The sequence below is a fragment of the Geobacter sp. DSM 9736 genome, assembly GCF_900187405.1.
Taxonomy (GTDB): Bacteria; Desulfobacterota; Desulfuromonadia; order Geobacterales; family Geobacteraceae; genus DSM-9736.
This window is the reverse complement of sequence record NZ_LT896716.1, coordinates 2,221,287-2,239,073: the sequence shown is the minus strand read 5'-3', so window position 1 is coordinate 2,239,073 and position 17,787 is coordinate 2,221,287. Positions and strand designations below refer to the sequence as shown.

Here is a 17,787-nt window from a genome sequence, read left to right as displayed (position 1 = left end):
CCATGACTAATTAGCAAAGGTAGTAATCATGCCTATACATTTATCTACACCTGGCAAAACCGGTGACGTAGAAGAAAACTGCCATTCTAGGTCCGAGTTGGCAGAAATGGGAACCTATCTCCTGCCCTCCTTCACAGCAGAAAACATGGATCTTTATCTCATAAGATCAAGTATTCTTGAAGCATTAAGTAAGTTTTTAAGAAGATATCAAGGCACGATCCTAGACGTTGGATGTGGAAAAATGCCTTATAAGCAATTGGTTCTTCAACATCCTGATAAGTACGTTTATATTGGGCTTGATATAGAGAACCCAAGATATCAAGCAGATGCTAAACCGGACCTTTACTGGGATGGGAGAACAATGCCTCTTGAAGACTGTTCGGTTGACTGTGCAATAGCAACAGAACTGTTTGAACATATACCTATTCCTGAAAATACAATGAGGGAAATATTCAGAGTTTTGAAACCTGGGGGACAACTTTTTTTCACAGTTCCATTTTTGTGGCCACTTCACGACCTGCCCAATGATGAATATAGGTACACCCCATTTGCGCTTGAGAGGCATCTCAGAACTTCTGGTTTTTATAATATTTCCTTGAAAGCACTAGGTGGGTGGAATGCAAGTTTGGCGCAGATGATTGGGCTTTGGGCGAGAAGAAAACCTATGTCAGACGAGGAAAGAGAAAAAGTATCTCAGGAATTATTTCCTTTTTACGTAAAGCTTGTTGAAAGTGATGAGAAGCCAGATGAGTTCATGGAGGGACAGATGATTACGGGGGTTCAGGGCACCGCCAGCAAGCCTCTGCGCATATGCTACATTCTATTGCACATACCGGTGCCCTCTGAAACTTTTATTATCACTGAGATTCTCGCACTGCAGGAAGTAGGAGTTGATGTTCATACCGTTTCACTGGGCCCATCTCAACAATGTCATGAAGACTTGATGGCACATTTTAAACAACCAGTATATAATCTCTCTGACAAAAGTGCAGACTCAAAAAGTGAGATAAATTCTTTGTATTTTGCAGCGCTGCGGCTGGTAAGTAAGTATGATATTCTCCCAGCCTTGGCAGTACAAGCTGCATTGGCAGCAGAATATGTAATTACTCATTCAATCCAACATATTCATTCACACTTTGCCTCAGAAGCTGCTTTGGTTGCATTGCTGGTCTCGAAGTTGACTGGTATTACCTACAGTTGTACCGCTCATGCTTATGATATTTTTAAAGTTGATGTAGCTGGAGAATTTAACCCTGACCGTCGTCTAAAGCTCATTGTTGAACATGCTGCCAAATTTATAACTGTTTCTGAATACAATAAAGCCCACTTTATGGCGCTAACAAACGGCGCTATAGCGGATAAACTTGAGATCATTCACTATGGGATGGACCTGAGCAGGTTTAACAAAATTGAGCGACGACCTAGTGGTACCGTGATTTTTCTATCGGTCGGCCGGTTAGTCGAGAAGAAAGGACATGAGTATCTCCTGAGGGCATTCCAGCAAGTAGCCGAGAGCTGCAAGGTACACCTAAGGATTGTAGGAGAGGGGCCTCTGCGTCAGAGCCTCGTGGCATTAGCTGATGAGTTGGGGATAGCTGACAAGGTAACTTTTGTTGGAGCAGTCTCCAGTAGCGTAGTTCTGGAAGAAATGAAGCGTGCTGATGTCTTTGTTTTGCATTCTCTGACCGGAGAGGACGGTAACAGGGAGGGAATGCCTGTTTCAATTATGGAGGCTTGTGTAACAGGCCTGCCTGTTGTCTCTACGCGGCATGCTGGTATACCTGAATTAATTGTTGAAGGCGAAAGTGGGTTTCTCGTTGCAGAAAAGGATTCGGCAGGGTTTGCTGAAGCAATGCAATCTCTTGCTTTATCTCCAGAGTTGCGGGAGAAAATGGGGACTGCCGGGCACAATATTGTGTCAGAGAACTTCAACATTCTGAATGAAGCAGAGAAGCTGAAAAATATATTCACATCTATTATTGTTCATCACAACCGAGCCGCATCAGGCAATGCAAGCCAAGATACCTCAATTAATTTGCTGACTGTTTTATATGCTAATCTGCTGAAAATAAAAAACCTCATTAAACGGTTTCTGGCTTGACGTGATGCTCAACATAATCATATCCACTGCCAGAGGCCCTGTTAAAGGTCATGTTCCCAATGCAAATAACGACTTGCTATAACTGTTTTTCGAAGAACCGCTCTTTTTATGCTGAGGAAAATGGGCATTCCCTAGTAAAGTGTGGAAAATGTGGGCTTCTATACCTCAAAGAACGTCCTGATGATACTGAAATCTCCCAGGCGCATAAACAAGGAAAACATTCCGGACTTGTCGAGCTGGATGTGACGGGACAGTTTACTGACAGCAAAGTTCCAAATTATCTGAAGGTATTAAAAGATATATATCAATATGACTTTCGCAATAATGTGAAATGGCTCGATATTGGTTGTGGCCATGGCGAGTTTATGACCGCATTGCAACACTACGCAACGGGTACAATTATTGTAACCGGATCAGAACCCAATGTTCAGAAGCAACAATCAGCACGAAAAAGAGGGCTTGATGTTAGTTATTTCGATATAGAAACGCATACAGGTACCTACGATGTAATATCATTGCTTAATGTATATTCTCACCTCCCGAACCCCCTGAAATTTATAGAAAGCCTGAAGAGATGCCTCAACAAAGACGGCGAGATCATCATTGAAACAGGTGACACCGCTGATCTGCAAGCAAAACATCACTACAGGCCGTTCTATCTGCCTGATCACTTGAGTTTTGCTTCAGAAAAGATCGTGACTGACATTCTGGTACGCTTAGGGTTCAAAATCATTAGCATCAATAAGTATCCATACCCAAATTCTCAGCGGTTTCAAAGCCGCTGTATTTTCGTTAAAGAATTGATGAAAGCTGTTCTTCCACATCGGGATACAAAATTTACGGGAATATTTAGAAGTTATCTGAATCAAAAGCTTTGGTCCAAGACAGACATGTACATCAGAGCTAGACTAATACAACCATGAACATCCCTATAGTCATAGCTGCATATAACAGAGAGCATACCCTTAGCCGACTGCTATCATCCTTGGCAAAAGCGCATTATCCATTTCCCGTCAAGCTGATCATAAGTATCGATGGAGGGGGTAGTGATGAGGTCAGATCAACTGCGGCCAGTTTTGTGTGGGAGCATGGAGAAAAAGAAGTTATTGAGCACGCTGAGAATCTCGGCCTCCGCCAACATATCTTAAAATGTGGACGCATCACAAAAGATTACGATGGGATCGTTCTTCTTGAGGATGATCTCTATGTATCACCCTGGTTCTATCACTATACCTTAGCAGCTCTTGATTCATATAAAGACACTGAGGTCATATGCGGAGTTTCCCTCTACTCATACCGTTTCAATGAGACTTCCCTTCTCCCGTTTGTTCCCCTTGACGATGATTCTCATGTTTTTTTCATGCAGCTGCCCTGTTCGTGGGGACAGGCATGGCTGAAAGAGCACTGGCAGCAGTTCGATGATTGGTATATTGATCATTGCAACCTGGATTACAGTGATGATCTCTCTCTGCCGGTCAACATCACCAAATGGCCCGAAAGCTCATGGAAGAAATACTTTGCGAAGTATATGGTCGAGACTAACAAGTTCTTTGTCTATCCAGTCAATTCATATACCACCAACTTTGGCGACAGGGGCACTCACCACCAGGGGTCACGTGTTTATCAGGTCCCCCTAATGATGACGAACATTGATCATTATTTCAAACCCTTCAAGGATTCCTTTCTAAAATATGATGCCTGTTGCGAGCTGATGCCGGAGTGTCTGAATAATTTATGCGGCAACAGATTCGACATAAAATTCTCGGTGGACTTGCACGGCACCAAAACCAGAGAATCCTTGTCGGGAGAGTTTGTCTTTACCTCTAAAAGCTGCCATTCCTACTTAAAATCTTTTGGCAGGAACCTGCTCCCAATAGAGCTTAATGTTGCCTGTGATGTGCCGGGAAACGATATTTTTCTGGCGAATGTAGATGAGATAAAAGGGTATGGCAACATACATAATTATATTTTGGAGAGAGCGACCAATATACAATATCAACAATATTATTTCGGAACCGACACCTACCATTACTCTTTGCTACACCGTGCAGAACGGAGAATCAACGAGTTGTATCAGGAAGGTCAACTGCTTGAAGCATCTTTGCGAGAAAGTTCCCGTTTGATAGGGGAGATATACGATTCTTTATCATGGCGAGTTACAGCACCTTTTAGAAAATCACTGGCACTGCTTAAAAAGTTCCATCCGCATAAAGATAATGAAAGAAGTTAGCCCAGTGCCGTCAGGATCAATTGTATGATTAAGGCAGTAAAGGTAATGTGGGACCTTATACCAAACGGAGAAAAAAAGTACTTGTTTCTTCTGTTTGCAGTCATATTCGCTATGTCATTTATTGAAACCCTAGGCATTGCGTCGATCATGCCTTTTATGAGAGCCATATCCAACCCGTCTCCGGCAGATATGCCTCATTTGGTTCATGATGCTTTAGATTTTATTGGTTTTCAAAGTGCCTCGGATTTAGTTTTGCCGCTTGGTATTGCTCTCTTTGGGTTGCTTGTTGTCAGCAGTCTGCTGAAAGCTCTTATAGTCAGGTTGAGCATCATATTTGAAAACAACGTCAATCAGGTTCTGGGCCGGCGGCTTCTAGCAAATTACCTGTCGAAGGAATATTCCTTTTTTCTGAACCGTCATACCTCTGATATGGGCAAAAACATCCTGTTCGAGGCAAGAAATGTCATCAGCTGCTTTGCTGCCGCTCTTCAGGTTGTTTCCAGTGTGCTGATGAGTTTGCTGATAATGAGCCTGCTGGTGCTTTTTGAACCTCTGGTCGCGGTTGCCATTGCTATTTCTCTCGGGGGAAGTTATGGAGCGGTTTTTTTATTTACCCGCAACAGGTTGTCCCGGATCGGGAAGGAGCAGGTTCACGCGGTATCGCTCAAGCACAAGGCTGCAAATGAGGCATTGAACGGGGTCAAGGAAATAAAGGTGCTGGGGCGGGAGCGGTTTTTCATCGAGAGATTTTCAGTTCATGCCGAGCACTATTCCAGAAACTGTATTGCGGCTGGAACAGTGGGGCTACTTCCGCGGCTTGCGCTGGAAGTGATGGCATTCGGCGGCATTTTGCTTATAGTTTTCTACTTGATTGGGAACGGGGGATCTGCCGACCAGATCATACCGCTTCTGGCTGTTTACGCGTTTGCAGGTTACCGGATTCTCCCGGCCCTCCAGCAGATCTTCTCTGGCATTGGCACCATCCGCCTTAACGCCGCCGGTCTGGAACTGTTACATGGGGATCTGGTAAAGGAGCCTCAGGAATCGCAGGGAAATATTAGTGTTGTAAATGAAGCCGTCCTACCGTTACCTTTTGACCGCGAGCTCCGCCTAGACAATGTTGGGTTCCGTTACACAGGTGCCAGTGGGCCCACCTTGGATGGCGTAACGCTGACAATCCTGAAGAACACCTCTGTGGGTTTGGTCGGCGCTACGGGCTCGGGGAAGACAACCCTGGTGGATATCATTCTCGGATTGCTTGTCCCCACTTCCGGAGAGGTGCTGGTTGACGGCATCCGGATCAGGGATGAGCAGATCCCGTACTGGCGGCGCAATATAGGCTATGTCCATCAGCAGATCTTTCTTAGTGATGATTCCATTGCCAGGAATATCGCATTTGGGGTTCCTGATTCTATCATCGATATGGCCGCAGTTATCCGCGCAGCCCGTGTTGCCAATCTGCATTCCTTCATTGAAAACAGACTTCCCGAAGGATATGAAACGATAATTGGGGAGCGTGGCGTAAGACTGAGTGGCGGCCAACGTCAGCGCATTGCCATTGCCCGTGCGCTCTATCGTAATCCTTCTCTGTTGATAATGGATGAAGCTACTAACGCGCTGGATGGCGTAACAGAGGCGGCAGTTATGGACGCGCTGCGTGAAGTGTCCGGGAAAAAAACGGTAATTATGATCGCTCATCGTCTCACCACCGTCAAAGGCTGCGACATCATTTACATGCTGCAGAATGGTCGCATTGTCAGCCACGGGACCTATGAAGAGCTGACGAAATCATCAAGATGGTTTCAACTGGCGGCTGGGCATTCCTAGCTGCTTACGCTGCTGATGCATAAAGGTAGGTTGGTTGCCGATGGTTGCTGCCACAGTATCGGCTATTGTATTTCTGTTGCCATAGGAGTACCGTAAGGCTCGCATGTTGCCGGGAGGAAGCCGGCGCATGGAATTGACAGGACAAGCTTCATGAGCAGGTATTGGTAGGCAGTGCTTATGCTAAAAATGTTCATAGCCTTTGTAACCGAGCTAGTCTCGCGCCGCCAGATCATCGTTGAGATGGCGAAGCGTGATTTCAGGCAAAAGTACTTGGGGTCCTACCTGGGCATGCTTTGGGCTTTCGTGCATCCAACGGTGTACATTGCCATTCTCTGGTTTGTGTTCAGCTTCGTGTTCAAGAGCCAGCCGGTAAACAACGTTCCGTATGTGCTCTGGCTGGCGACAGGTATCATTCCCTGGTTTTTCTTCAGTGATGCGCTTTCCTCTGCTACCGTTTCCATCCTTGAAAACAGTTTCCTTGTAAAGAAAATGGCATTCAGCATCGGGATACTTCCTCTGGTAAAGCTGATTTCCACGCTGATAATCCATCTGTTTTTCATACTCCTGATCTTTCTGATGTTCCTTGCGAACGGACTGCCGATCCCGATCCATAGCGTGCAGGTGCTTTATTACCTGGGTGCATCGATAGTCCTCCTTCTGGGTCTTGGCTGGTTCTGTTCTTCTGTGATCATTTTTCTTCGCGACATTGGCCAACTGGTTTCCATGGCACTGCAGTTCCTCTTCTGGGGTACCCCGATTTTCTGGTCGATCAATCTGCTGCCGCCAGGTCTTCAGCCATACTTCAAACTCAACCCGGTTGTGTACATCATAGAAGGGTATCGCGACAGTCTGATCAATAAAGTCTGGTTTTGGGAGCACTGGGCTCAGACGCTGTATTTCTGGTCTGTAGCAATGTTTTTTCTTCTGATCGGGGCGGTGGTCTTCCGTCGCTTGCGGCCGCACTTTGCCGATGTGCTATAGAGGATCATGTGACAGGCTTACCTAAAATTACCATAGTAACGCCTTCGTACAACCAGGGAAAATTCCTGGAGAAGACAATCCTCTCCGTTCTGGATCAGGGTTATCCCAATCTTGAATACATCATCATCGATGGCGGGAGTACCGACGGCAGTGTAGATATCATCAGAAGATACGAGAAGCACCTTGCATATTGGGTAAGCGAGCCGGACAGAGGGCAGAGCCATGCCTTAAACAAAGGCTTCGAAAGGGCCACTGGGGAGATCTTCGGCTGGCTAAATTCAGATGACTGGTATCTTCCTGGAGCACTCAATGCTGTGGCAGAGTCCTTTGCGGCACAACCCGATGCTGGGGCGATAGTCGGCGCGGGGGAAATGTATTTTGAAGAAACCGGCACCTCAATGCTTTTCGAGCCCTACCCTCTTACGCTCAAGTCGCTTTTTCAAGCCATTCATAAGCATATAATGCAACCCTCCTGCTTTTTCGCACAAGCTGCCTGGCGTGATTGCGGACCTTTGGACGAGGCACTGCATCTTGCCATGGATTTTGATCTCTGGCTTCGAATTGCCAAAAAATACTCTTTCACCACGATACGGAACAACCTTTCCGTGAGTCGTGTCCATGCATCTGCGAAGACTACCGCTATGGCAGCAGAGTCTTACGCGGACAGCATCTTCGTTATGCATAGGAACGGCGGTGAATCTGAGGCCAGGGCTTGTCTTGTAGAATTTCTGTCAGAGCTGTTAGTAAAAAGGAGAGAGACAATTCATCTCCAGAATGAACTGTATCACTCGATAAAATCCAGAGAACAAGAAAGAGAGGAGCTCCGGAAGCAAATTACTGCAATCCATGGCTCTCTCAGCTGGAAAATCACTCAGCCGCTGCGGCTATGCTGTGACGTGCTCCTGAAACTGATAAGGTAATCCCTGAGATATGATAGACAGATCTGCTGATGCTGCAACTGCGAATGCGCGACTGATAGCTTTCTATCTCCCCCAGTTCCACCCAATTCCTGAAAACGATGAATGGTGGGGCAAGGGATTTACAGAGTGGACCAACGTAGCTAATGCAAGACCTCTCTTTAGGGGCCATTGCCAACCGAACGTTCCCGCGGATCTCGGCTTTTACGACCTCCGCCTGCCGGAGGCAAGAATCGCACAGGCAGAAATGGCCCGGGGTTACGGAATCGAGGGGTTCTGCTACTGGCATTACTGGTTTAACGGAAAGCGGCTTTTGGAGCGTCCTCTGGACGAGGTCCTGAAGTCTGGCGAGCCGCACTTTCCCTTCTGTCTCGGATGGGCCAATGACAGCTGGACCGGAATCTGGCACGGCTGCCCTGACCGGGTGCTGATGGAGCAGACATATCCAGGGCCACGCGACGAGGAAGACCACTTCAACGCTCTGCTTCCGGCATTCACGGACCCCAGGTACATCACCGTTGATGGAAGGCCGCTGTTGTTGATCTATAAGCCGTACCGACTACCCGAATCGAAGCGATTCATTGATCATTGGCAGAAGCTGGCAATCAAAGCCGGCTTGAAAGGTATCTATTTCGTCGCCAACGTCAACTCGATGCAATGGCCGGCAAAGGAAGCGGGGTTCGATGCTCTTGTGCCCCACAACCCGGGGATAACGACCCACTACTATTTCAATTCCCCTCCGACTTTTGCTGACAAACTTTTTCATCGTTTTACCGGTAAAACGGTGAAAGAGCTCACCCGGCATTTTTTCCCCCGGGTAGATGCTATGCCTTATGAACAATACATCCGTAAGGCTCTTCCGGAGTTGCCGCAAGCCCTGGATTCATTTCCCTGTGTTGTGCCAAACTGGGATAACACGCCGAGGTGTGGCGTAAAGGGATATGTGCTGGAGGGTTCCTCACCGGAGCTTTTCAAGCGGCATCTGGGCGATGCCGTTCGGCAACTTGAGGGTAGGGATTATGACAAAAAGGTGATCTTTCTAAAGTCCTGGAACGAATGGGCTGAGGGAAATTACCTGGAACCAGATCTCCGTTTCGGCAGAAGGTATCTTGAGGTGTGCAGAGAGGTTGTTTGTTTAAATGGATGCTGATGTTTCGCGAGAAACAGTTCTGATAATCTCGCACATTAATCCCGCAAACCCCACAGCCGGTAATGAGCGACGGTTGTTCAATCTCATCAGGTGGTTGAGAGGCGAAGGATATCGTGTCGAACTCCTTCTTAATCTTGTCGACATTCCATACGCCGCTCGACAGAAGCTTCATGAGGTTGTAGACGCTGTTCACTCTCTTCCCTCTAGTTCTTTTGTTGATATTTTAAGTGATAGATTTTGCGGAAAATCCAATGTATGGAAACACCAGATAGTAAATCGTCTATCACCACCATCCCTGATGCAATCAACCGCAAAAGTTGTCAATAACGTTAAGCCTGCGGCTGTGATAAGTGAATATATTTTTGCAGCTCCGTGCCTTGCAGCGGTTCCAGGCGATTTTTTGAAATTGATAGACACTCACGACATGTATTCACGGAGAGCCCCGGGAGATCCGTATTACTGCCAACCGGAGTTGGAGCGAGAACTGCTGCTTCTTGCAGATATCGTTATTGCCATTCAACGGGATGAAGCCGCTGAGTTTGCGCGTCTGGTCCCCGAAAGAACAGTTATAACTGCGGGCATTGATTATGACGTGGAGACAAGAAGAAGCTCAGAAGTAGAGTCCGGGTCTATACTCCTTGTCGGATCGGACAACAATGCGAACATCGATGGGTTCCATCACTTTTTCAGTTTTGCCTGGTCACGTATACGTGCCCTATGCCCCTCTGCACAACTCAGAGTTATAGGAAAGATCGGCAACAACTTCAGTTGTGCCGATGACCGAGTAAAACTTTACGGATGGGTAGAGAGCCTTGATGAGGAATATGCACGGGCTGCCGTTGTCATAAACCCTACTTTTTATGGAACGGGACTAAAGATAAAGACGGTAGAAGCACTATGCAAAGGCAAAGCCGTGGTGGCAACATCAAACAGCGTTGAAGGTCTGGAAGCGCCTCCCTGTCGCATTGAGGACGACTGGAATAAATTTGCTGAGGCGGTAGTGGATTTAGTCAGTAACCCTGAGAAGAGACGGGCATACGAAGCTGCAGCCTATTCTTACGCCAGTCAAAATTTTTCCTCACAGCAGGTGTATGCTGAGCTTAGTTCTGTACTCAGGAGAAATAGGTGAAGGTTTCCATCCTTAATAACGATGCAGGACCGAGGTCGACAAACATCTTTAACAGGTTGTTCAGCCTGTTTCGGCGTAAATACGTCACATCACTAGCTGACGTTACAAGTTTTACCATATCTTCTAAAGACCTTTCATTTTTACATATACCACATTCAGCCTTTGCTACTCCTTCCCGCTACCTTTTAGAGTTGTATACGCGGACCTCTTCGATAGCTGAAGAGCCGGCTCCACTTTTGTTATTCAACCCCATTTTCATGTTTGACACCGATACAATTATGAATGTAAAGAAATTCGTGTTGGGCCTTGATTATAAGAACAATATCATAATTGCTGCTGATAAAGATAAAACTCCACTTGCTTATTGTATTCCTGAGGCATCGCCGCTGGCTTCCGCGCGTTTGTTGTCTCTACTTTCCTGCGTGGATGCACATCTTGATGCTGAATTTCTCAAGGCATGCGGTTCTAAAGTGAGTGTAGGTACTATTGCCTCTTTATCGTTCAACAACCTGTGCAGCAATAATGGCTTTAATATTACAGAGCATCTACATCAAATTTACAGATGGATTACAGAACGTGCTATTCTGACAGTACGGAAACAAGGGAATGACGCAATTGATAAGGTGCCTTATGCTGTTTTTATGCCGCATCATGCAGGAGATGTTCTGTTTTTGTCCAAAGCAATGGGTTACACAGAAAGCCCGGTGCAGGGCGTTGTAGTAAATAGCTGTTACAGCGATATCTTCGAAGAGTTGGCGCCTGACCGGAAGGTAATCTCATTTACAGCTACACCAATGCTTAGGGACGGCGTAAACAAGCCCGATGACGAGTACTTCTTCGATGTTCTGCCTTTATTACCCGAAGAGGACATTGTAAGCCATTTCTTCCATTATTTAAGGCCTTCCAGAGAGTATCGCATTTGCGACTTTCATCTCATAGACCAGTTCGCTTTTGCTTTGGGAGCTAGTCCAATCAATAATAGCGAGCTACTCGCAAACCGCCCGGTAACAAACCATTTTGAGCCAAAGAGCCCAGATGCCCCTAAACGCGTTTTGCTCCATTTCGAGGGAGGATGGCCGTTAAAGGTGTATCCTGATGAGTACCAAAAGGAGTTGATTCAGCGTTTAATGCATAAAGGTTATCAAGTAACGGTGCTGACAGGGCGAAGTACCTATGGGGAACAGGTTCGTACGGAGCCATACACCAGCCTGGCCCGTTACAAGTATGTTCTATCTGAACAACATGTCATGGTCGGTATGGATTCCTTTCCTGTACATTATGCAGCCTATGTGGCTGGAGTGCCGGCACTATGTCTTTTCTCCAGTACAAAGCCTTCCAACTCCCATGCACCAGTATCACATCAATATCAATATCTAAATAACAACCTTGGATGCGAGGGGTGTTTTGGGTTTGATGTGTGTCCACTTTTCAAGACGAAAACCTGTAAATCGTTTGCTTCCCCCGAAAAAGTTGTTGATGCATTACAGGAGATGATGTCTGTGCTAGAGAAGCGCTCGTGCTGTGCATAGACCGTTAATATATGACCTCGAATATTCGCAGCATTGCATTTTACCTCCCCCAATACCACCGCATTCCGGAGAATGACAAGTGGTGGGGGGAAGGGTTTACCGAATGGACAAATGTTCGGGCTGCTCGTCCTCGTTTTTCGGGACATTACCAGCCTCATTCTCCATTGGAGGCTAACTACTACGATCTCACCGATCCTGCCGCACGAGAAGCTCAGGCTGAACTTGCGCGCCAGTACGGGGTCTACGGGTTCTGCTACTATCACTATTGGTTTAACGGCAAAAGGCTCCTGGAGAGGCCTTTTGATGAGGTGTTGCGATCGGGGCACCCGGATTTTCCATTTTGTCTTTGCTGGGCCAACGAGAACTGGACCCGGAGGTGGGATGGGTTCGAGCACGACGTTCTGATTGCGCAAAAGTACAGCGAACAGGACTGCCTCAGATTTATAGAAGCACTCTTCCCGGCATTTCGAGATCCTAGGTACATTCGGGTCAAGGGAAAGCCTCTGCTCTTGATTTACCGGACCGGCCTGCTCCCGGATCCGAAGGCGGCAACAGAAATCTGGCGTGATGCTGCTTACAGGGCAGGAATTGGGGACCTTTACCTTGTCCGGGTGGAGAATTTTATTGATCGTCCCGAACCCGAGCCCGCCGAAATCGGATTTGATGCAGCGGTTGAATTTGCTCCTTACTGGATATCCCGCGGCCAGCCTATCCGGAATCTACGGGAAGCCGACGGACCGGACGTGCTTCTGCCGGATGATCTGTCAGTCTACGATTACGAGACTTGCATGAACAACATGATGGCGAAGCCTCTTCCTCCCTACAAGCTGTTTCGCGGCGTATTTCCATGCTGGGACAACACTGCCAGACGAAAAACGAGGTCTACGGTCTTCGTCAACAGTTCACCCGTTAAATATGCTTATTGGCTTTCCCAGGCGCTGCGACACACGATAGAGCGATATGAGGGGGATGAGCGACTTGTCTTTATCAATGCCTGGAACGAGTGGGGCGAGGGGTGCCATTTAGAGCCGGATGAGAAGTACGGACTTCAGTATCTGGAAGCCACCAAGCTTGCATTGCAGCAGGGAGAGCTGTATGCGGAACTGCGTTCGCTAGCAAAAAAACCTGGTTTCGATTATGAGGAGTGGTACAAGGACCTGCAAGCTGCCATGCCTGATCTTTTGGGCCAAGTAGAGCAACCGACACTCCACCTGCGGGCATTCGCGAATTTTGTGCAGTCGGTTAATATGGGGATTGGTGATCTTCAGGCTGAAGGTTCAATTTATGATCAGGTCAGGAAACGGGATGAGTTAATCGCGCAGCTGCAAGGTTCGCTTACCTGGAAGCTCACGGCACCGGCGAGAAAAGTGATCGAAAAGCTTTACCTTGCATACCTCAAGGTTAAAGATCGCTCCCTGGAGAAGAGATAATCACTCAATGACCAGGAGCCTTGCGCAAAGCCTCAGGACACTCACCCGGGACTGCATCGATCAGTACCGTCATGGCGGATTGGGAGCCGTCGTCAAGCGAGCCCTCTATTTCCTCTTTGACCCCAGACGCCCCCTCATCCGGAAAGAGCTTTCTTCATGGGGAAACAGAGAGCAGCTACGGCCTGACCCGGGGATTCACGGAACTCCGGGACTCGTTACGGTGATAATCCCGGTTTACGATCGTGTTTCTGAATTGCGGGAATCCGTTGATTCGGTGCTGTCACAAACCTACCGTTATTTCGAGCTGCTTTTGATCACCGACGGCTCCCCCCCTGAGACACTGCACGTTGTCGAACAGTACGCAGGTCACCCGCAGGTTCGCATCTTTCATTTTTCTGATAACTCAGGGACGGCGGTACGTGGGCGTAATGTCGGGATTTGCGAGGCCAGAGGTGAGTTTGTCGCCTTCCAGGATAGTGACGATATCGCAGAGCCGGGACGTCTTGCAGAATCGGTATCGGCACTTCAGGAAACACAGGCGGATATAGTGTACGGAGGATGGCGGGCCAGGGTAGAGGTGCCACGGCAGGGTGTTGAAGCCTACGATGCAGAGGTCTTTCTCCCCCGACCCTTCAGCATAAAAGACCTGTTCCGGAACAACCGCATATGTCACGGCTCGGTCATGATGCGGAAAGTTGTCTTCGGGGATATCGGCATGTATAAGCCACATATGAGGTTCCGCGAGGATCACGAGTTGTGGCTGCGGGCGGCTTACTATGGGTACAGGTTTCACACTGTCTCGAAAGTGTTGACGATTCTGCGGATTCATAACAGCAATAATACTTTGAATTTTATTCTCGATGATACTGACTGGTACAGGCTGATGCTAAGCGAGTATAAGGTGAGGGGACCGCTTCTATGACGGGACCTGCAACACTGTCTACAAGGGACGGTGCTGGAGCACGCAGGGTACTGTTCTATGACGACGTGACCGTCTTCGGCGGGCACGAGAAAATGGCCCTGAGCCTGCTCGAACAGCTTTTCCGCTTCACCGGGTACAGCGCCGTTTTCGTCTTTGCCAAAAAGAACAGAAGGCTGGCGCAGGAGTTAAAGCTGCTCCAGGAAAAATACCCCGACCGGCTTTCGCTTGTCCCGACCAGGTATGCCTCCGGCAGAATGCCAACCCTGGAGATGTTCTGGCAGCTGCCTCAGCTTGTGGCTCTCGTCCGCCTGTTCAAAAGCCTTGCTCCCGCTTTCGCAATTATCGTCCAAGGGAATGTAGAGCTTTCGATAAAAGGGCTCGTCGCTGCGAGAGTTGCTGGCATTCCTGCCGTGAGCTACCTTCCGTATGTGGGCCCTTTCAGCGATATACCCGATCTTCCTCTTGCCGGACTGCGCGACCTGTGCAACAAACTTCTCTACAAGCTCCCTCAGGGACACGTCGTTATTGCCGATGCCCATCGGAAGACCTTGATCGAGGATCAGTGCCTTTGCAGTACGAGGCTCTTTGTCCTCAGAAACCTTGTAGATGGCGACCAGTTGACAGAATATCCAAAGACGGATGCGCGCGAAAAGCTTGGGCTTCCTCCATCGGGGGTCATTATCACAGTGCTAGGCAGATTGCACTTTAAGGGGAAGGGGCAGGACGTGGCGGTTAGAGCACTATCGGGCCTGCTTGGTAAAGACCTACGGCTGCTTGTGGTCGGTGAGGGACCCGACCGCGAGCAGCTGATGCAGCTTGCTGCTCCACACGTTTCCGACGGCAGTGTCGTCCTTATAGACTGGGTGGAAAACCCGTCCGTGGTTTATTCCGCAACAGACATCATTCTGATGCCGAGCAACTTGGAAGGGGTGCCGCTGGTTCTTTTGGAGGCCCTGCTTTTTGGGAAAATGGTGCTGGCTTCGGATATTCCTCCGTTCGATGAGTACTTGCCGTCGGACCGGCGTTTTCAGGCGGGGGATGAGGAGTCGCTTCGACAATGCGTTCTGCGCGCGCTGTCGGATCTGCAGGGAGGCGCTTACACGCCTCGTTTGGTTACCATGGACAGCGACATGAATCGTGAGGAGGTCCTTCGGCTCGTGCACAGCATGACGGTGGATGGCAAAGGTGCACGAGATGCCTGAGCTTGGAGGGCCTGACACGCCCCTGGGAGGCCGGCGTCTTCTCATACTCTTCCCCCACATGGTCTTCCCCGGGGGCGCACTCAACTACACGCTGCGGCTTGCCGAGTATCTGATCTCCAGGGGAGCGACGGTGGGGATAGTGACACTTCGGTGGGACCCGGTAGCGATTTCCGTACCATCCGGAGTCGAAATAATATCCGCTGAAGGCCCTCTTACTTCGAGCCTTGTCTATTGGTGCGCGTTCCTGTTGTGGCAGAAGAAGATCCAACGTCTCATACACGACTGGAAACCGGACCTGCTCATTCCGCAGGTATTCCCCAGCAACTGGTGGGGGTGGCTCTATCGCCGGAGCTGCAAGGTGCCACTTATTTGGATCTGTCACGAGCCAAGTGCCTTCATCCACTCCCGGCAATGGATTGATGCCCTGAAGCCTTGGTGGAAGCGGCTGCTGGCGCTATCCTTGCGCCCAATATTTCGCCGCATTGACATCGGCCTGGGCCGGTATTCTGATGCGATCATCGCCAACAGCAGGTTCACGGCACGAAGCGTCGAGCATACATATCACCGTGCCGTAGCCGGCATTGCATATCCGGGTATCGACGCTTCTCAATATTTCTCTGATAATACGAAGCGGGAAAATGCCCTTATTACCGTGGCGGCGCTGTCGCGATTCAAGAACGTCGATTTTTTGCTGCGGGTTTTCGCTCGTCTTGTTCAGCAGCGGCCTGATATGGTCTATCACATCGTCGGGCACGGGGATGAGGCGGGGCGGCTGGAGCAACTGGCAGAGAAGCTGGGGATAACCGAAAATGTAATTTTTTACGGAAGAGTTTCTGATGAGATGCTCCCTGCATTGTATCGCCGCTCCAGACTTTTTCTTCACGGCGCTGTAGATGAACCCTTCGGGCTGGCGCCGCTGGAGGCTATTGCCTGCGGAACCCCCGTAGTCGCACATAAAAGTGGAGGGCCCTCTGAATTCGTAGATGACACCTGCGGCAGGCTGATTCCTTCTTTGGATGAGACAGAATGGGCCGAGATTATAGAAGGTTTCCTTCAACTACTTGAGGACCAGCCGGCGTATTTAGGTCCTGTCCCGGAGCTGAGCCGGCGCTTTTCTTGGAATTACAGTTTCCAGCCAGTCCTAGACAGCATCTTGTCCCTGTCCGGGCATGGTCAAAGTTACGAGCAATCGTTTAAGAAAGACACTGAGACTCACAACCAATGACACAAGAACTTCCTCTCGTTTCCGTAATCACTCCCTCCTTCAACCAGGGTAAGTACATTGAAGAGACAATAAAAAGCATCCTTGCTCAGGACTATCCTCGTATCGAATACATAGTTGTCGATGGTGCTTCGACCGATAAGACACTGGCAATCCTCGAACGGTACGAAGGGCGGCTGCATCTGATTTCCAAGCCGGATCGCGGGCAGACGGAGGCCCTCAACAAGGGCTTCCGTCTCGCCCGTGGCGAAATCGTCTGCTGGGTCAATGCCGACGACCTTCTCCTCCCAGGTGCTATATCAACTGCCGTTGCATCTTTCAGCGAGAACCCGGACTGTATGCTCGTTTATGGAGACGGTCATCTCATTGACGAGGCGGGAACATTCCTTTCAAGATTTCCCTATGCACGTCCCTTTGACCTCTGGAAACTGATGAGGATTGAGTCATTCATCTTGCAGCCAACGACCTTTTTTCGAAAATGTGCCCTGGAAGAAATTGGCTACCTGGACGAAAGCTACAACTGGTGCATGGACTGGGACCTGTGGATCAGGCTCGGAAGCCGCTTCCCCGTCCGGTACATACCACAACCCTTTGCCTCTGCGCGGCTTCACCGCCAGACCAAGACCAGCAACGGTGGCATCGCACGGCTGAGAGAGATCAAGCGAGTTCTAAGCCGTTTCGGCAACAGGAAGTATCTTCTTGCTATGTCGAGAATTACGTTTGGCCATGTGCGCACTACTCTGTTTCTCCGTTTTCTTAAACAGGGGAAAAGCCTTTGTCAGCCGGATTCGATGACGAAAAAATCTTTGCGGTTGCTGTTCGATAACCAGGGCCTTTATGATGACGGGGCACTGGGGAAGCGGGCAAAGCTCATGTTCCCGTTGGGGGTGGATGCTGATCTTGTACAGCTCGATCTGGAGACTCCTCGCGAGGCCGGGATGCAGGCAGTGACGTGTTACTCCAACCGCATACGGCTTTTCTCTTGTGACCTGCCTGCCGGAGCCGCCACCGTATCCATACCGTACAACAGGCTTCTTGAACACCCCACGGAGGTCGAGCTGCATTTTCGTGCTACTTTCGGCCACGGTGTTGTGTGGAGAAGGCGTTCATCATTTCTTGTTGGAACCCGACTCGTGAAGTCCTAACT

The 17,787-nt window shown here is 49.0% G+C and carries 14 protein-coding genes; all 14 read left to right on the top strand.

Annotated features, from left to right (window positions below):
• Window positions 1-28: 28 nt before the first annotated feature.
• Window positions 29-2,101, top strand: coding sequence for a glycosyltransferase (locus tag CFB04_RS10180; protein WP_088535171.1), 2,073 nt, complete (start codon window positions 29-31; stop codon window positions 2,099-2,101).
• 59 nt (window positions 2,102-2,160) lie between these two features.
• Window positions 2,161-3,024 (top strand): class I SAM-dependent methyltransferase, encoded by an 864-nt coding sequence (locus CFB04_RS10175; RefSeq protein ID WP_157698774.1) that lies wholly within the window; start codon window positions 2,161-2,163, stop codon window positions 3,022-3,024.
• Window positions 3,021-4,331 carry a glycosyltransferase family A protein gene (locus CFB04_RS10170; RefSeq protein ID WP_088535169.1) on the top strand — a complete coding sequence of 437 codons (1,311 nt, stop codon included), beginning with the start codon at window positions 3,021-3,023 and terminating at the stop codon, window positions 4,329-4,331. The genes CFB04_RS10175 and CFB04_RS10170 overlap by 4 nt, the downstream gene beginning before the upstream one ends.
• 24 nt (window positions 4,332-4,355) lie before the next feature.
• Window positions 4,356-6,158 (top strand): ABC transporter ATP-binding protein, encoded by a 1,803-nt coding sequence (locus CFB04_RS10165; RefSeq protein ID WP_088535168.1) that lies wholly within the window; start codon window positions 4,356-4,358, stop codon window positions 6,156-6,158.
• A 177-nt stretch (window positions 6,159-6,335) separates the two neighbouring features.
• Window positions 6,336-7,139, top strand: a complete 804-nt coding sequence (locus CFB04_RS10160) for an ABC transporter permease (RefSeq protein WP_231934151.1) — start codon at window positions 6,336-6,338, stop codon at window positions 7,137-7,139.
• 8 nt (window positions 7,140-7,147) lie between these two features.
• Window positions 7,148-8,059 (top strand): glycosyltransferase family 2 protein, encoded by a 912-nt coding sequence (locus CFB04_RS10155; RefSeq protein WP_157698773.1) that lies wholly within the window; start codon window positions 7,148-7,150, stop codon window positions 8,057-8,059.
• A 10-nt stretch (window positions 8,060-8,069) separates the two neighbouring features.
• On the top strand, window positions 8,070-9,206 hold the full coding sequence (locus CFB04_RS10150; protein WP_088535165.1) for a glycoside hydrolase family 99-like domain-containing protein: 1,137 nt from the start codon (window positions 8,070-8,072) through the stop codon (window positions 9,204-9,206).
• Window positions 9,196-10,335 carry a glycosyltransferase family 4 protein gene (locus CFB04_RS10145; protein WP_088535164.1) on the top strand — a complete coding sequence of 380 codons (1,140 nt, stop codon included), beginning with the start codon at window positions 9,196-9,198 and terminating at the stop codon, window positions 10,333-10,335. Before CFB04_RS10150 ends, CFB04_RS10145 begins: the two co-directional genes overlap by 11 nt.
• A complete protein-coding gene (locus CFB04_RS10140; RefSeq protein ID WP_088535163.1) occupies window positions 10,332-11,864 on the top strand; it encodes a glycosyltransferase family 9 protein in 1,533 nt (510 codons plus the stop codon). The genes CFB04_RS10145 and CFB04_RS10140 overlap by 4 nt, the downstream gene beginning before the upstream one ends.
• A gap of 11 nt (window positions 11,865-11,875) precedes the next feature.
• The gene (locus CFB04_RS10135; RefSeq protein ID WP_088535162.1) at window positions 11,876-13,294 is read left to right on the top strand and encodes a glycoside hydrolase family 99-like domain-containing protein; all 1,419 of its coding nucleotides are present in this window, start codon (window positions 11,876-11,878) and stop codon (window positions 13,292-13,294) included.
• Between the two features lie 7 nt (window positions 13,295-13,301).
• On the top strand, window positions 13,302-14,216 hold the full coding sequence (locus CFB04_RS10130) for a glycosyltransferase (RefSeq protein ID WP_088535161.1): 915 nt from the start codon (window positions 13,302-13,304) through the stop codon (window positions 14,214-14,216).
• Window positions 14,213-15,418: a glycosyltransferase gene (locus CFB04_RS10125; RefSeq protein ID WP_088535160.1), complete on the top strand. Its 1,206-nt coding sequence runs from the start codon at window positions 14,213-14,215 to the stop codon at window positions 15,416-15,418. Before CFB04_RS10130 ends, CFB04_RS10125 begins: the two co-directional genes overlap by 4 nt.
• The gene (locus tag CFB04_RS10120; RefSeq protein ID WP_088535159.1) at window positions 15,393-16,643 is read left to right on the top strand and encodes a glycosyltransferase family 4 protein; all 1,251 of its coding nucleotides are present in this window, start codon (window positions 15,393-15,395) and stop codon (window positions 16,641-16,643) included. The genes CFB04_RS10125 and CFB04_RS10120 overlap by 26 nt, the downstream gene beginning before the upstream one ends.
• Window positions 16,640-17,785: a glycosyltransferase family 2 protein gene (locus tag CFB04_RS10115; protein ID WP_088535158.1), complete on the top strand. Its 1,146-nt coding sequence runs from the start codon at window positions 16,640-16,642 to the stop codon at window positions 17,783-17,785. The genes CFB04_RS10120 and CFB04_RS10115 overlap by 4 nt, the downstream gene beginning before the upstream one ends.
• Window positions 17,786-17,787 lie beyond the last annotated feature (2 nt).

Excerpts from the sequence above, each read along its gene's own strand:
- CFB04_RS10135 (WP_088535162.1), top strand. The coding sequence starts at position 11,876 with ATGACCTCGAATATTCGCAGCATTGCATTTTACCTCCCCCAATACCAC.
- CFB04_RS10120 (WP_088535159.1), top strand. The coding sequence starts at position 15,393 with ATGGCAAAGGTGCACGAGATGCCTGAGCTTGGAGGGCCTGACACGCCC.
- CFB04_RS10175 (WP_157698774.1), top strand. The coding sequence starts at position 2,161 with ATGCAAATAACGACTTGCTATAACTGTTTTTCGAAGAACCGCTCTTTT.
- CFB04_RS10165 (WP_088535168.1), top strand. The coding sequence starts at position 4,356 with ATGATTAAGGCAGTAAAGGTAATGTGGGACCTTATACCAAACGGAGAA.
- CFB04_RS10125 (WP_088535160.1), top strand. The coding sequence starts at position 14,213 with ATGACGGGACCTGCAACACTGTCTACAAGGGACGGTGCTGGAGCACGC.
- CFB04_RS10160 (WP_231934151.1), top strand. The coding sequence starts at position 6,336 with ATGCTAAAAATGTTCATAGCCTTTGTAACCGAGCTAGTCTCGCGCCGC.
- CFB04_RS10180 (WP_088535171.1), top strand. The coding sequence starts at position 29 with ATGCCTATACATTTATCTACACCTGGCAAAACCGGTGACGTAGAAGAA.
- CFB04_RS10130 (WP_088535161.1), top strand. The coding sequence starts at position 13,302 with ATGACCAGGAGCCTTGCGCAAAGCCTCAGGACACTCACCCGGGACTGC.
- CFB04_RS10150 (WP_088535165.1), top strand. The coding sequence starts at position 8,070 with ATGATAGACAGATCTGCTGATGCTGCAACTGCGAATGCGCGACTGATA.
- CFB04_RS10170 (WP_088535169.1), top strand. The coding sequence starts at position 3,021 with ATGAACATCCCTATAGTCATAGCTGCATATAACAGAGAGCATACCCTT.
- CFB04_RS10145 (WP_088535164.1), top strand. The coding sequence starts at position 9,196 with ATGGATGCTGATGTTTCGCGAGAAACAGTTCTGATAATCTCGCACATT.
- CFB04_RS10115 (WP_088535158.1), top strand. The coding sequence starts at position 16,640 with ATGACACAAGAACTTCCTCTCGTTTCCGTAATCACTCCCTCCTTCAAC.